Genomic DNA, 13,185 nt, shown 5'->3' on the forward strand with positions numbered 1-13,185 from the left:
CTCTAGGGTCGCAGAACGGTGCAAGCGCTTTCTAGTGCCTGGAGAGAGGTGACTCCGCATGCCCGGAATGCCCGGAGGCAGGACGACGAGGTCCTGGCTCACGGCCGCCGTGCTCGTGCTGTGCGCGGCGCTGACCGGCTGCTCCGGTTCCGCCGGGACGAGCGGCTCGTCCGGCAAGGTCGTGCTCCGCTACACCTGGTGGGGCAATCCGGACAGGGCGGCCAGGACGGAGCAGGCGATCGAGCTCTTCGAGAAGGAGCACCCGGACATCGAGGTGCAGACCTCCTTCTCCGGATACGACAGCTACAAGCAGAAGCTCGCCACCCAGGCCGCCGGCGGCGACGCCCCCGATGTGATGCAGCTCGACTACCGCATGATCGAGCAGTACGCGTCCGGCGGTGTCCTCTACGACCTCGGCCGGCAGAAGTCCGTGCTGCGGACGGACGAGATCGACGCCGGCCTGCTCGCCACCGGTGCCGTCGACGGCAAGCAGTACGCCGTACCGCAGGGGCGTGGCACCGAGGCCGTCGTGTACGACGCAAAGGCGTGGCGGGCCACCGGCGTTCCCCTGCCGAGCGGGGACTGGACCTGGAGCGAGTGGGCCGACACCATGCGCACCCTCGCGCAGAAGACCGGCCGGCCGGCGGCCACCGACCCGGGCCAGAGCGAGGACGCCTTCGAGGTGTGGCTGCGCGGCCGGGGCAAGTCCCTGTACACCGAGGACGGCGGACTCGGCTTCACCGCCGACGACCTCACCCGCTGGTGGACGTTCACCGATGAGCTCCGCCGCGAGGGCACCGTCTCGCCCGCCGAGCAGACCACCCAGCTCGACGGCACCGTCGAGAACACCCCGCTCGGCCGTGGCAAGGCCATCGCCGACCTCAACTGGGACGCGCCGGCCAGCGGTTTCGTCCCGCTCGTCGGCGAGGGCGTCACGCTCGCACCGATGCCGTCCGGCGAGGACGGCACACCCGGCCAGTACTTCAAGCCGTCGATGTTCATGGGCGTCTCCGCCGACTCCGGGCATCCCGAAGAGGGCGCGCTGCTGATCGACTTCATGCTCAACGACCCCGGCGCCGCGAAGATCCTCGGCGCGACCCGCAGCATCCCGGTGAACGAGACCCTCCGCGAGGAGACCGCCGGGTCCCTCACGGACTTCGACCGGACCATCCACGACTTCCAGACCACCCTCGAAGGCGAGCTCAACGATCCGCCCCAGGCGCCCCCGTCGGGTGACAGCGCGTTGCAGACCACCTTCCAGCGGGACTACGACCAGGTCTCGTACGAGCGGATGTCACCCCGCGAAGCGGCCGAGAACTACATCACCGAGGCGAAGGCGGAGCTGAGGTCATGACCACCACGCAGATACCAACCGCGGTACGCCCGAAGGGCGTTGCCCCGGCACACAAACCCCCGCGCCGCCGACGCGAGGGCGCCGCCTGGGTGTTCCTCTCCCCCTGGGTGCTCGGTGCCTGCGTCCTGACGCTGCTGCCGATGGCCGTCTCGCTCTACCTCTCCTTCACCGACTACGACCTGTTCAACCCGCCGAGCTGGGTGGGGCTGCGCAACTACACGCAGATGTTCACCGAGGACCCGCGCTACTGGCGCTCGGTGGTCGCGACCCTGACGTACGTCGTCATCGCCGTGCCCCTCCAACTCGGGCTCGCACTCGTCGTGGCGCTCGCCCTGAAGGGCATGAAGCGGGGCAAGGGCTTCTACCGCTCGGCGTTCTACGCGCCCTCGCTGCTCGGCGCCTCGATGTCCGTCGCCCTGGTGTGGCGGGCGATCTTCAACGACGGCGGCACGGTCGACAACCTCTTCGGCACCGGCGGCTGGGTGAACAAGCCCGGCTGGGCACTGCTCGCGGTGGCCCTGCTGACGGTGTGGCAGTTCGGGGCGCCGATGGTGATCTTCCTGGCCGGACTCCAGCAGATCCCCGGGGAGTTGTACGAGGCCGCGGAGGTCGACGGGGCGGGGCGGTGGCGGCAGTTCCTGTCCATCACCGTGCCGATGCTGTCCCCGGTGATCTTCTTCAACCTGGTGCTCCAGACGATCCAGGCCTTCCAGGTCTTCACCCCGGCCTTCGCGGTCAGCGCGGGCAAGGGCGGGCCGGCCGACTCGACGCTCTTCTACACGCTCTACCTCTACGACCGTGGCTTCGTCGCCTCCCACATGGGCTACGCCTCCGCCATGGCCTGGGTGCTGCTGATCGTCATCGGCGCGGTGACCGCCGTGCTGTTTCGCACCTCGCGCTCCTGGGTCTTCTACGCCTCCGACACCGATGGAGGAGCCCGATGACCACGGCAACTCCCACTGTCCGCAAGCCCGTTGCCTGGCGACGGGTCGCCCTGCACGCCGGCTGTCTGGCCGCACTGCTGGTGATGCTGTACCCGCTGGCCTGGCTGGTGGCGACCTCGCTCAAGCCCGCCGACGAGGTGATCGCCAGCCTTCAGCTGCTGCCGAGCCGCCTGGAGTGGTCGAACTACTCCACCGCCCTGGACGGTGTGAACGACGTCTCCGTGGGCCGGCTGCTCACCAACTCCCTGCTGATCGCGGGCGGCGCGGTCGTCGGCAACGTCCTGTCGTGCTCGCTGGCCGCGTACGCCTTCGCGCGACTGCGGTTCCGCTTCCGGGGCCCGCTGTTCGCCTTCATGATCGCCACGATCATGCTGCCGCACCACGCGGTGCTGATCCCGCAGTACATCATCTTCAACCAGCTCGGCATGGTGAACACCTACTGGCCGCTGATCCTGCCCAAGTTCCTCGCCACCGAGGCGTTCTTCGTCTTCCTCATCGTGCAGTTCATGCGCGGGCTGCCGCGTGAGCTGGAGGAGGCGGCGCGCATCGACGGCTGCGGGCCGTTCCGCAGCTTCTTCCTGGTCATCCTGCCGCTCACCCGCCCCGCGTTGATCACCACCGCGATCTTCACGTTCATCTGGACGTGGAACGACTTCTTCACCCAGCTGATCTATCTCTTCTCGCCCGAGAAGTTCACGCTGACGCTGGCCCTGCGGGCGTTCGTGGACGCCTCCAGCCAGTCGTCGTTCGGTCCGATGTTCGCGATGTCGGTGATCGCCCTGCTGCCGATCGTGCTGTTCTTCCTCGCCTTCCAGCGGTTCCTCGTGGAGGGCATGGCCAGTTCGGGGGTCAAGGGATGAGCGCCCGCACGCGTACGACCCGTGAGCCGGGCGAGATCTTCGGCCCTCGCGCGACCCTCTTCGCGGACATGCTCAGCGTCGGCCTCGTCACGGCCGTGGTCTGTCTGCCGTTGGTGACCGTGCCGGCCGCGTTCTCCACGGCGTGCGCCGTCCTGCGCGGCGTACGCGAGGACCGGCCCGCGACCGCGGGGCGGTATCTCACCCTGCTGCGGCAGCGGCTGCGCACAGGTGACCTGGCGGCCGGTGCGGTGCTCCTCGTGGGCGTGCTGCTGCTGGTCGCGGACCTGGCCCTCGCGGGGGCGGGGCTGCCCGGAGCGCGGCTGTTCGCCGTGGCGGCGGGCGCGATCGGCGCGTGCGCGGCGGTCGTCGGACTGCGTGCGTGCGCCCGCCCCGAGTCACTCACCGACTGGCCCGCGGCCATGCGTACGGCGGCCCGGGACGCCGTACGGGATCCGGGCGGCAGCGGCCTGGTCCTGCTCGCCCTCGTGGCGGCCGCGCTGTGCGGCTGGATGCTGCTGCCGCTGGCCTTTCTCGCACCGGGGCCGCTGGCCCTGGCTCTGACGTCCGTGGACGTACGACTGGAGAGCATGTGATCGCCCGCAGAACGTTCCTCGCCACGACCGCCACGACCGCCACGGCCGCCGCGGCCACCGGGATCAGCGGCACGCCCGCCGCGGCCGAACCGCACACGGACGCCGGCTTCCTCGCCCTGCTGACCGAGGCTGCCGACCAGCGCGTCACCGGGCTGCTCACGACGTACGGCGAAACCATCACCGACCTGCGCGACCGGGGCCGGGCGCGGGCCGCGGCCCGCGCGCTGCGCACGTTCACCTCGGTCTATGTGCACAAGGAGTCGGCGTACCACCACTCCCCCGACCTGCTCGGCCCGCTCCGCGAACTCGCCGGCACTCTTGCCGAGGAGCAGCACGACGACGGCCTGTACGACCAGGGCGCCGTGCACTCGCCACCGGACACCGCCTTCTCCGTCGTCGACCTGAATCTGGCGTACGCCCTGCTGGACCGCGACGGGCACCGGCCGACTGAAGCCGTGCGCAGCATCGTCGAGCAGGTCCTGGACAAGGCAGGCCCGGGTCTTGCGACCGGTGGTGTGCACACCGCCAACCACCGCTGGCTGGTGTGCGCCGCGCTCGCCCGGATCCACCGCCGCCGACCCGACCCGGCGTACGCCCGCCGCATCGACGCATGGCTGGCCGAGGGCATCGACCTGCTGCCCGGCGGCGAGTACAGCGAACGCAGCCCCACCTACTCGGCCGTCGTCACCAACCCCGCCCTGCTCACCCTGGCCCGCCACTACGGCCGTACGGATCTGTATGCCCCCGTACGCGCCAATCTCAAGGCCACCCTCTACGTCATCGAGCCCAACGGCGAGGTGGAGTCGGTGCATTCGCGGCGCCAGGACCAGACGGCGCTGCGCCACCTGCCCGAATTCTGGCTCCAGTACCGGGAGTTGGCGATCCACGACGGCGACGCCCGCTTCGCCGCCGTGGCCGCCCTGCTGCAGGAGCGCGGCACGGACCAGACCTTCGGCGAGACACCGCTGGGCGACCGGCTCGCGGAGGTCCTGGACCGCCCGGAGCTGGCTCGTCCGCTGCCGTCACAGGCACCGCTTCCCGAGAACTTTGTGCACCACGACCCCGACTGCCGCCTGGTTCGCGTACGCCGGGGCACCCGCACCGCGACCGTCTTCGCCGGCACGGACTTCCCCGAGGTGCGGGCCATTTCCTCGGGCCTGTCCACCAACCCCACGTTCTTCAAGATGCGCAAGGGCGCGGCGATCCTGGACTCGCTGCGCCTGTCGCCGCAGTTCTTCTCCCTCGGCCACTTCCGTGCCGAAGGGCTCGAGCAGGTCGACGGCGGCTGGCGGCTGCACGCCGAGGTACGGGCCGCGTTCCACCAGCCCCTGCCGCCACAGCACCGCCGGCCCGACGGCGACTATCCGCTCAGCAACGACGGACGCTTCTGGTCCGCGATGGACTTCCCGCACCGCCCCAAGGAGTGGCGGACCCTGCGCACCGAGGTGCTGGTGCGTCAAGTACGCGACGGCGGCTGGGAGCTGGACTTCGACGTCTCCCGGTCCGCGGTACCCCTCGCACTGGAGCTGTGCTTCCGCCGCGGCGGCACCTTGACCGGTGACGGGCTCGAACCCGTTGCGGGCCAGACCGACACTTACCAGCTCGTCAGCGGCGAGGCCGCGTACACCGTCGGCGACGACCGGATCGAGTTCGGCCCCGGCAACGGCAAGGGCGGCAAGCAGCCGCCGGTGGTCGAGCCGGGCGAACGCTACTCGTGGATGAACGGCTCCCTCACACCGGACGGCATCCGCGTGCTGATCACCGGCAGGTCACCGCTGACGTACCGGCTCACGCTGAGGTGATCGGCGGGCTCACCGGCGGCGGCCCCGGCCGTCCGGACGATGCCAGGAGTCGATATCGACCTCGGCGATGCCAAGGCCACCGCGGTGCGAATTCAGTGGCGTCAGTGCCGGGGTGGGTTCCTGCGCGGGGTGATCGTGGCGTTCGGCAGGGTGGGGGCGGGCAGGCGGTCGCCGTCGTACCCCTTGACGGTGCCGAAGCGTTCGGAAGCGTGCTGCCAGTCGTCCCGGGCCCGGACGATGTCGTCATGGCTGCGGCCGATGAAGTTCCACCACATGACGATCTCCTCCTCGAAGGGAGTCCCGCCGAGCAGGACGGTGCGGGCCCTGGCGTCCGACTCGTTCGTCAGCGTCAGGGCGCCGATGCCGGGGTGGGCGTAGCCCATGTCCGCCGGGCTCAGCAGGGTGTCGGCCATGCGGACGTCGCCGTGGTCGACGAGGAGGCCGTGCTCGTAACCGGGGTCCACGGCGAGCGTGATCGATGCGCGCGGTTCGAGGACGATCTCGGCGCCGAGCAGCGGCGTGAAGGTCCGCACCGGCGAGACGGAGCCCGCGAGCGAGCCGAGGAAGACCCTGATCTCGGCTCCGTCGATGTGCACCGGCTCGGGTACGTGGTGCTGGAAGTCCCTTTCGGTGTGCCGGTGTTCATCGGGCAGGGCCACCCACAGTTGCACACCGTGCAGGATCGTGGTCCGCGGCGTCGAAACCTCGGTGTGGGCGATGCCGTGTCCGCCGGTCATGAGGTTGAGTTCGCCCGGCCGTACGAAAGCATGGCTGCCGAGCGTGTCGCGGTGCTCGATCTCCCCGCTGAACAGCCAGCTGACCGTCTGCAGTCCGGTGTGCGGATGCGGGGCGACATCCATGCCACCGGTGGTGGAGACGTCGTCGGGGCCGTAGTGATCGGCGAAGCACCACGCTCCGATCAGCGTCCGGGCCCGCTGCGGCAGCGTGCGCCGTACGGTCATCGCCCGCGGCCCGCCCAGCGGCACCTCGCGCGGAGAGATCACCTCGACGCGCGGCTTCTCCGCCCCTCTTTCGGTGTCCGCTCCGCACAGCATCTCCACGGGGTCCGTTTCCATGTTGCTCACCGGATGCCGCCTCTCGCCCACCCCAAGGGGTTTGTTTAAAATGGAACAACTTGTCCCGAGTATACGGAGCCCACGACCGCGTACACCACGCACCACGTGGACGGGGCGCCATCACAGAAGGAGTCCCGGGTTGAGCAGCAGCACGACGGAACCGGCGGTTCAGCGGATCTTCATCGACAAGCAGAGCCCAAAGGCCTACGACGCCCTTGTCCAGACGTCCGAGGCGGTCCGTGCCGTCGCTGCCGACGCCGGACTCGACCGCACCCTCGTAGAGCTGATCAACCTGCGCGTCTCGCAGATCAACAGCTGCGCCTTCTGCCTCCACACGCACACTCGGGCCGCCCTGCGCGCAGGCGACACCCCCCAGCGGCTGGGGGTCCTGGCGGCCTGGCGGGACACCGAACTGTTCACGCCCGCGGAACGAGCCGCACTCGCTCTGGCGGAGACCGTCACCAGCCCCGCCGACGCCACGGCACAGGAATCCGCCTACGCTTCGGCGCGCGAGACACTCACCGAGGACCAGATCTCCGCGGTGATCTGGGTGGCGATCACCATCAACTCGTTCAACCGGGTCTCGATCATGAGCAAGCACCCGGTACGGAGCAGCTCCCGACCGTGATCGGCCCGCCTTCAGACCGTGCGAGGCGCCGCCCCGGATCGCCCCGGGGGCGCCACGCCGTCATCCTGGAACGGTGGGGGAGTCTCCTCGCTGCCGGAAGGAGCCCCGATGAAGGCCGTGCGAACCCACGACCGTGATGCCGCCATGGACGGCCTGGTGGTGGAGGAGGCACCGTACCCGTACGCGGGCGAGGGCGACGTGATCGTAAAGGTGCACGCGGCCTGCTTCACCCCGGACGAGCTGTCCTGGCCGGCCACCTGGGTCGACCGGGGCGGCCGGGACCGAGCGCCCGTCATTCCGGGACACGAGGTGTCGGGTGAGGTCGCCGAGGTCGCGGTGGGCACGACCGGGCTGTCGGCCGGTCAGCGTGTCGTCGGGCTGACCGACTGGAACCGGGACGGCACTCTCGCCGAGTACGTGGCGGTGGAAGCGCGCAACCTGGCGCCGCTGCCCTCGGGAATCGACCACGTCCAGGCGGCGGCTCTGCCGATGCCGGGCCTCACCGCCTGGCAGGGCCTGTTCCTGCACGGAAGGCTGGAGGCCGGGCAGAGCGTGCTGGTGCACGGAGCGGGAGGGGGCGTGGGAATGGCCGCGACACAGCTTGCCCGTGAAGCCGGGGCGCGCGTGATCGGAACGGGGCGCGAGAGCAGCCGGGAGCAGGTACTGGAGCTCGGCGCAGAGGTTTTCCTCGACCTTCAACAGCCGGCGTGGGAGGAGGCTGTGGGCCACGTCGACCTCGTTTTCGACGCCATCGGCGGGCAGGTCCTCGCCCGCTCGGCCGCCGTGGTCAGGCCCGGCGGCACCCTGGTGACCATCGCCCATCCCCCGAAGGTGCGGCCCGAGGACGGCCGGGCAATGTACTTCATCGTCGAACCCGACCGCAGTCATCTCCTCGAGATCATCGGTCGGCACCGGGAGGGCCGGCTGCGCCCGCTGGTGGGTGCCGTCCTTCCTCTGGACCGGGCGCCGGAGGCGTTCCGCGCGAAGAAGGGAACAGTCGGCAAGACGGTCATCCAAGTTGCGTGAGCTAGTCGGAGGGGTTTTCGCGACGGAGGCTCTCGACGAACGCTGCCTCGTCCTGTGCGACGCGGTTGGCCTCCTCGAACACGCTGAGGACCTGTGCAGCGGGGATGACGGCAGCGCCGGACGCGTCCGCGAAGACGTAATCACCCGGGCGGACGGTCACGCCGGACACGACGACCGGCCGGTTCGCCTCGAACGGCGTCACCACATCGCCGCCCCATTTGCTCGTCTCCCCCAGGCAGTAGGCGGCGAAGTCGTACGTCGCGATGTCGACGAAGTCCCGGAGACGACCGTCGGCCAGGACCCCGGCAAGACCATGTACTGCCACCAGCGAGAGCTTTGTTCCGCCGCCGAGCGATGCATCGGTGGGGCCGTTGCCGGCCAGGACCAGCACCCGCCCCTGTGCGCCCTGTCCGATGGCGTCATGGAACAGCCGGGTGAAACTGAATTGCTCGAGCGGGAGTGCTTCGTCACATGCAGGGAGAAACGAGATCGTCACCGCGGGGCCCAGGAGGACACGGCCCGGGGTCGGGCTCACCAGGTCGTTGATGTGACACCGGTGGCGGTGCATCCGTCCCATGGCATCGACGACATCGGGGGTACGTACTCGCGAGGCGAGATCCTGCAGGCGGTCGTTCTCGCGGGCAGTCATGCCGGTGTGGGGATCTTGAGGTAGTCCAGTCCGCCGGTGTCGAGCCACATCTCGGTGGGAGCGTGAACCAGGCGAAGCAGAACGCTGTCGCAGCCGGGACAGCGCAGCACCATCCCGGGACCATCGAGGTAAGCGTGCGTCTGGGCAAGCACCATCTGTTCACTGCAGCCGCGGCATCGTCCAGAAGCCATGGTCATATCGGTTCCGAACAGGGCTTCGAGGTCCCCGGCGGCGGCATTGCCGTCAAGGAAGTCCGGCGTCAGGGTCATGGAGATTCAGCTCCTCATCCGCTGGGTCCAAAACGTTCGGTGCGGATACGGCCGGGCTGGTGGCCGAGGGCCACCAGCAGACCGGCGGCCGTTTCGACGAAGCCGGTGGAACCGCAGACGTAGCAAGTGGGTTCAAAGTCCGGTGGCCACCCGGCGTTCGACAACTCCGAAGCGGTGAACCGCCCGGGGGGCCGCGGCCACTCGGCCGGGGTGGAGCGGGTATAGAGGTACGTCTTGTCGAGGCCCGGATCGTCCCCTCTCAACTCGGGTACGAAGAGCTGGTACTCAGGGCTGCGCACGACGTACACCAACCGGAAGGGCGTACGGCTGCCGACCGCACGGCGCATGCGGATCATCGCCATCAGCGGCACCAGGCCGGAGCCGCCGCCCACCAGCAGAATCGGCTCCTTCTGCTCGGGCCGCCACACAAACCAGCCGCCGACCGGTCCGCGCAGTTCCACCGCGTCGCCCACTGCGAGTTCGTCCGTCAGGTACGGGGAGACCTCGCCGTCATCGACACGCTGCACGGTCAGCTCGACGCTCTCGCCGTCGGGTGCCGACGCCAGTGAGTAACTGCGCTGTGTGCTGTAGCCGTCCTCCGCCGTGAGCCGCACATCGACATGCTGCCCCGCCAGATGACCCGGCCAGCCGGGCACCTCGAAGACGAGGGTGCGCGCAACGTCGGACTCGATACGCCGATCGGTCAGGCGGGCTGTCGTCCAGCGCAGCCGGTCCCCTAGTCGCCTTGATACCGCTGCTCGCGCCATGGGTCCCCATAATCGTGGTAGCCGATGTTCTCCCAGAAGCCCCGTTCGTCCTCGTCGAGCAGCTGGATGCGCTGCACCCACTTGGCGGACTTCCAGAAGTACAGGTGCGGAATCAGCAGCCTGGCGGGGCCGCCGTGCTCCGGCGCGAGTTCCTCGCCGTCGTAGCGGTAGGCGATCCATGCCTTCCCGTCGAGGAGGTCCTCCAGGGGCACGTTGGTGGTGTAATCGCCGTAGGAGTGAACAAGTGCGTAGTCGGCACTGGTCTCCACGTCCTCCAGAAGGACGTCCAAGGACACTCCCTGCCACTCCGTGTCGAACTTCGACCACTTGGTGACACAGTGCAGGTCAACGGTCGGAGTCTGGCTGGGCAACGCAGTGAATTCCGCCCAGTTCCAGCTGTGCCGTGTGCCCGTCTCTGTGCGGATGGTGAACTCCCATTCGTCAGGGTTCACCCTGGGGGTGGGTCCTGCGGACAGAACGGGGAAGCCGGTGGTCTCGTACTGCCCAGGAGGCAGTCTGTGCCGGGTATCCCGCGCTCGGCCGTGGAATCCGCGCGAAACGATGGGCATGTCGTGCCCCCATTCTCCGAAGCGGGCGGTTTCCATTCTCCAGGACATCGCACAGCACAGCATCTCGGCAGAAGAAGGCTCCGGAGTGGTATGGCTTCGGAACCACGTCATGGATCACATCACTGAAAAACGGAGGAGCCCGTGAAGCTGGTACGCGACGCCATGACCACCGACCTCGTCACGGTTGAGCCCTACACCTCGCTGACCGCGGTGGCAGCCTGCATGCGGGAGGCCGACGTCGGCTGCGTTCTGGTCATCAGCGACGACGCCCTCCATGGGCTGGTCACCGACCGCGACATCGCGGTCCGCGTCATCGCCGAAGGTCTGATTGCCGGCAGCGTCACAGCGCTGGAGGCCGCATCCGGGGACCTCGTCACCGTCGCCCCCGACACCTCACTGTGTGATGCGAGCGTGCTCATGCGTGATCACGCATTGCGCCGGCTGCCCGTCGTGGACGAGGGCCGCATCGTGGGTCTGCTCTCGCTGGGCGACATCGCCTCCACCCCGCACGCGCAGGAGGTACTGATCGCGCTCAACAATGCACCGGCCAACCACTGACATCCGAGCACTGCCTGTCCGGTACTTGGGCTGTGCCGGCCCGCTGCGCTTCCGGCTCATCGCGGAAGGAGGGACAATATCCGGGTACCGCAGAACCCAGAAGTCGTCTCCTGCCGATTACCGCAGTCCGTTCGGAAACGACGACGACACAAACGCGGAGGACCGAGATGACAGGACAGACACAGAGGGCCGTTCTGGCAGGCGGATGTTTCTGGGGAATGCAGGACCTGATTCGGCGCCTGCCCGGAGTCACGTCGACCCGCGTCGGCTACACCGGCGGTGACGTGCCCAACGCCACGTACCGCAACCACGGCACACACGCCGAGGCGATCGAGATCACATTCGACCCCGACAAGACCGACTTCCGCACGCTCCTGGAGTTCTTCTTCCAGATACACGATCCGACGACGAAGAACCGCCAGGGTAACGACGTCGGTCTCAGCTACCGCTCGGCCATCTACTACGTGGACGAGGAGCAGCGGAAAGTGGCGGAGGACACCGCCGCCGACGTCGACGCTTCTGGCCTGTGGCCCGGCAAGGTTGTGACAGAAATCGAACCTGTCGGACCCTTCTGGGAGGCCGAGCCCGAGCACCAGGACTACTTGGAGCGCTATCCCAACGGGTACACCTGCCACTTTGTCCGCCCAGGCTGGCGGCTTCCCACCCGCGCAAGGGATTGACGGCGGCGAACCGCACAGGCGCCTGGACTCTACAACCTGTCAGGCGGGGCCCCACACGCTCGGCTTGAGGTGACGTGCGCCCGAGGGCTGCCCACCGACGGCCGCCGGAGTCACGATGTCGTACGACAATCTGGTCATCGTCCTCGCGGTGTCCGCCGGTGTCCCGTTCCTCCTCGCGGTGATGCCCCGCGTCCCTCTTCCGGGCCCGGTCCTCGAGATCGTGGCCGGGATCGTCCTTGGCCCGGCGGTGCTGAACGTGGTGCAACCGGACGCCATCGTTCAGGCCTTGTCGATCATCGGCCTGAGCTTCCTGCTGTTCCTTGCCGGGCTCGAGATCGACTTCCAGCAGCTACGCGGGCCGTGGGCACGGCTCGTCGGTACGGGTCTGGCGGGCACACTTGCGCTGGCCGCGACCGTCGGCTGGGGGCTGCACATCGCCGGGCTGGTCGAGAGCCCGCTGCTGATCGGAACCGCGCTGGTGGCCACGTCTCTGGGTCTTCTGGTCCCGATCCTGAAGGACGCCGACGCGGTCGACCGGCCGGTCGGCCAACTGACCATCGGTGGCGGCTCGGCAGGAGAGATCAGCGCCGTGGTGTTGCTGTCGCTGTTCTTCTCCGAGCATGCGTCGGGCCCGGCCTCCAGGCTGCTTCTCCTGCTCGGCCTTGCTTGTCTGGTGGCGCTCATCGTGGTGGCCTCGATGCGTGCAGGACGCTCCATGTGGCTGTCCGGGGCCGTGGTGAAGCTGGCGGACACAAGCGCCCAAGTCCGGGTCCGCTTGACAATGGCTCTGATTGTCGGCCTGTCCGCGGTCGCCCTGCACCTGGGATTCGAGGCCATTCTGGGTGCCTTCATCGCGGGGGCCGTACTACGGCTGGTCGACCCCGACGCCGAACGGACACACCCGCAGTTCCACGTCAAACTGGAGGGCCTCGGCTATGGATTCCTCGTCCCGGTGTTCTTCGTGACGAGCGGTATCCAGTTCGACGCAGGAGCCCTGTTCGCGGACGCTGAGACGGTGCTGCGGGTACCGATGTTCCTTGCCGCGCTGCTCCTCGTTCGGGGACTGCCCGCATTGGCCTACCGCAGCGCCGGCCTCTCGCGCGCGGAGATCATGGCCAGCGGACTCCTGCAGGCCACCTCCCTCCCCGTCATCGTGGCCGCGACAACGATCGGCTTGAAGCTGGACGCGATCCGGCCGGCCAACGCCGCCGCGCTGGTGGCGGCAGGCCTGCTGTCGGTGGTCGTGTTTCCTCTGACGGCCCTGCCCTTGCTGAACCGTTCACGAGCATCCGCAGGCTCGGGGCCCGGAAAGGACCCGGATTGACCCCGAGAACGGCTCCCGCCGTCACTTGGCAGACGCAGGCGTACCGCAACGGCGGCAGGGGATGCCGGCAGGCTGGGAACGTGGTC

The 13,185-nt window shown here is 68.7% G+C and carries 15 protein-coding genes; 10 read left to right on the forward strand and 5 right to left on the reverse strand.

Features of this window, described 5'->3' with window-relative positions; translation table 11 throughout:
* Positions 1-67: 67 nt before the first annotated feature.
* The 5 genes from ACFV7R_RS35765 to ACFV7R_RS35785 are packed head-to-tail and all read left to right on the forward strand — an operon-like array spanning position 68 to position 5,553.
* Positions 68-1,354, forward strand: coding sequence for an ABC transporter substrate-binding protein (locus ACFV7R_RS35765; protein ID WP_385271400.1), 1,287 nt, complete (start codon positions 68-70; stop codon positions 1,352-1,354).
* Complete coding sequence (locus ACFV7R_RS35770) at positions 1,351-2,298, forward strand: carbohydrate ABC transporter permease (protein ID WP_385271256.1); 948 nt, start codon at positions 1,351-1,353, stop codon at positions 2,296-2,298. The genes ACFV7R_RS35765 and ACFV7R_RS35770 overlap by 4 nt, the downstream gene beginning before the upstream one ends.
* Positions 2,295-3,158 (forward strand): carbohydrate ABC transporter permease, encoded by an 864-nt coding sequence (locus tag ACFV7R_RS35775; protein WP_385271259.1) that lies wholly within the window; start codon positions 2,295-2,297, stop codon positions 3,156-3,158. The genes ACFV7R_RS35770 and ACFV7R_RS35775 overlap by 4 nt, the downstream gene beginning before the upstream one ends.
* Positions 3,155-3,751 (forward strand): hypothetical protein, encoded by a 597-nt coding sequence (locus tag ACFV7R_RS35780; RefSeq protein ID WP_385271262.1) that lies wholly within the window; start codon positions 3,155-3,157, stop codon positions 3,749-3,751. Before ACFV7R_RS35775 ends, ACFV7R_RS35780 begins: the two co-directional genes overlap by 4 nt.
* On the forward strand, positions 3,748-5,553 hold the full coding sequence (locus tag ACFV7R_RS35785; RefSeq protein WP_385271265.1) for a hypothetical protein: 1,806 nt from the start codon (positions 3,748-3,750) through the stop codon (positions 5,551-5,553). Before ACFV7R_RS35780 ends, ACFV7R_RS35785 begins: the two co-directional genes overlap by 4 nt.
* A 101-nt stretch (positions 5,554-5,654) precedes the next feature.
* Here the strand turns inward: ACFV7R_RS35785 and ACFV7R_RS35790 are convergent, their stop codons facing one another.
* Positions 5,655-6,638 (reverse strand): pirin family protein, encoded by a 984-nt coding sequence (locus ACFV7R_RS35790; protein WP_385271268.1) that lies wholly within the window; start codon positions 6,636-6,638, stop codon positions 5,655-5,657.
* Between the two features lie 130 nt (positions 6,639-6,768).
* On the opposite strand from ACFV7R_RS35790, the gene ACFV7R_RS35795 reads away from it, so the two are divergent.
* Together ACFV7R_RS35795 and ACFV7R_RS35800 are read left to right on the forward strand one after the other, a co-directional pair.
* Positions 6,769-7,257 (forward strand): carboxymuconolactone decarboxylase family protein, encoded by a 489-nt coding sequence (locus tag ACFV7R_RS35795; RefSeq protein WP_385271271.1) that lies wholly within the window; start codon positions 6,769-6,771, stop codon positions 7,255-7,257.
* A 108-nt stretch (positions 7,258-7,365) separates the two neighbouring features.
* Positions 7,366-8,283, forward strand: a complete 918-nt coding sequence (locus tag ACFV7R_RS35800) for an NADP-dependent oxidoreductase (RefSeq protein ID WP_385271274.1) — start codon at positions 7,366-7,368, stop codon at positions 8,281-8,283.
* A 1-nt stretch (position 8,284) separates the two neighbouring features.
* Here the strand turns inward: ACFV7R_RS35800 and ACFV7R_RS35805 are convergent, their stop codons facing one another.
* Genes ACFV7R_RS35805 through ACFV7R_RS35820 form a run of 4 tightly spaced genes read right to left on the reverse strand, consistent with a single transcriptional unit; the run spans position 8,285 to position 10,537 of the window.
* Complete coding sequence (locus ACFV7R_RS35805) at positions 8,285-8,932, reverse strand: RraA family protein (RefSeq protein WP_385271277.1); 648 nt, start codon at positions 8,930-8,932, stop codon at positions 8,285-8,287.
* Positions 8,929-9,201, reverse strand: a complete 273-nt coding sequence (locus tag ACFV7R_RS35810; RefSeq protein ID WP_385271280.1) for a DUF6510 family protein — start codon at positions 9,199-9,201, stop codon at positions 8,929-8,931. The genes ACFV7R_RS35805 and ACFV7R_RS35810 overlap by 4 nt, the downstream gene beginning before the upstream one ends.
* A gap of 14 nt (positions 9,202-9,215) precedes the next feature.
* A complete protein-coding gene (locus tag ACFV7R_RS35815) occupies positions 9,216-9,968 on the reverse strand; it encodes a ferredoxin reductase (protein WP_385271283.1) in 753 nt (250 codons plus the stop codon).
* Positions 9,938-10,537 carry a sulfite oxidase-like oxidoreductase gene (locus ACFV7R_RS35820; RefSeq protein ID WP_385271286.1) on the reverse strand — a complete coding sequence of 200 codons (600 nt, stop codon included), beginning with the start codon at positions 10,535-10,537 and terminating at the stop codon, positions 9,938-9,940. The genes ACFV7R_RS35815 and ACFV7R_RS35820 overlap by 31 nt, the downstream gene beginning before the upstream one ends.
* Positions 10,538-10,678: 141 nt before the next feature.
* Between ACFV7R_RS35820 and ACFV7R_RS35825 the strand changes: the two genes are divergently transcribed.
* From ACFV7R_RS35825 to ACFV7R_RS35835, 3 genes are all read left to right on the forward strand, one after another.
* The gene (locus ACFV7R_RS35825) at positions 10,679-11,095 is read left to right on the forward strand and encodes a CBS domain-containing protein (protein WP_385271289.1); all 417 of its coding nucleotides are present in this window, start codon (positions 10,679-10,681) and stop codon (positions 11,093-11,095) included.
* Positions 11,096-11,262: 167 nt separating this feature from the next.
* Entirely contained in the window at positions 11,263-11,775 is a 513-nt protein-coding gene (msrA, locus tag ACFV7R_RS35830; RefSeq protein WP_385271292.1) for a peptide-methionine (S)-S-oxide reductase MsrA, read from the forward strand.
* Positions 11,776-11,890: 115 nt separating this feature from the next.
* Positions 11,891-13,099 carry a cation:proton antiporter gene (locus ACFV7R_RS35835; RefSeq protein WP_385271295.1) on the forward strand — a complete coding sequence of 403 codons (1,209 nt, stop codon included), beginning with the start codon at positions 11,891-11,893 and terminating at the stop codon, positions 13,097-13,099.
* Positions 13,100-13,185: the final 86 nt, after the last annotated feature.

It is taken from the genome of Streptomyces sp. NPDC059866, assembly GCF_042731325.1.
In the GTDB taxonomy this organism is placed as follows: Bacteria; Actinomycetota; Actinomycetes; order Streptomycetales; family Streptomycetaceae; genus Streptomyces; species Streptomyces flavusporus.

What these genes read in the sequence shown, in the direction of transcription:
- ACFV7R_RS35835 (WP_385271295.1), top strand. Translation starts at nt 11,891, where the DNA reads ATGTCGTACGACAATCTGGTCATCGTCCTCGCGGTGTCCGCCGGTGTC.
- ACFV7R_RS35800 (WP_385271274.1), top strand. Translation starts at nt 7,366, where the DNA reads ATGAAGGCCGTGCGAACCCACGACCGTGATGCCGCCATGGACGGCCTG.
- ACFV7R_RS35805 (WP_385271277.1), bottom strand. Translation starts at nt 8,932, where the DNA reads ATGACTGCCCGCGAGAACGACCGCCTGCAGGATCTCGCCTCGCGAGTA.
- ACFV7R_RS35770 (WP_385271256.1), top strand. Translation starts at nt 1,351, where the DNA reads ATGACCACCACGCAGATACCAACCGCGGTACGCCCGAAGGGCGTTGCC.
- ACFV7R_RS35810 (WP_385271280.1), bottom strand. Translation starts at nt 9,201, where the DNA reads ATGACCCTGACGCCGGACTTCCTTGACGGCAATGCCGCCGCCGGGGAC.
- ACFV7R_RS35765 (WP_385271400.1), top strand. Translation starts at nt 68, where the DNA reads ATGCCCGGAGGCAGGACGACGAGGTCCTGGCTCACGGCCGCCGTGCTC.
- ACFV7R_RS35815 (WP_385271283.1), bottom strand. Translation starts at nt 9,968, where the DNA reads ATGGCGCGAGCAGCGGTATCAAGGCGACTAGGGGACCGGCTGCGCTGG.
- ACFV7R_RS35775 (WP_385271259.1), top strand. Translation starts at nt 2,295, where the DNA reads ATGACCACGGCAACTCCCACTGTCCGCAAGCCCGTTGCCTGGCGACGG.
- ACFV7R_RS35820 (WP_385271286.1), bottom strand. Translation starts at nt 10,537, where the DNA reads ATGCCCATCGTTTCGCGCGGATTCCACGGCCGAGCGCGGGATACCCGG.
- ACFV7R_RS35780 (WP_385271262.1), top strand. Translation starts at nt 3,155, where the DNA reads ATGAGCGCCCGCACGCGTACGACCCGTGAGCCGGGCGAGATCTTCGGC.
- msrA (WP_385271292.1), top strand. Translation starts at nt 11,263, where the DNA reads ATGACAGGACAGACACAGAGGGCCGTTCTGGCAGGCGGATGTTTCTGG.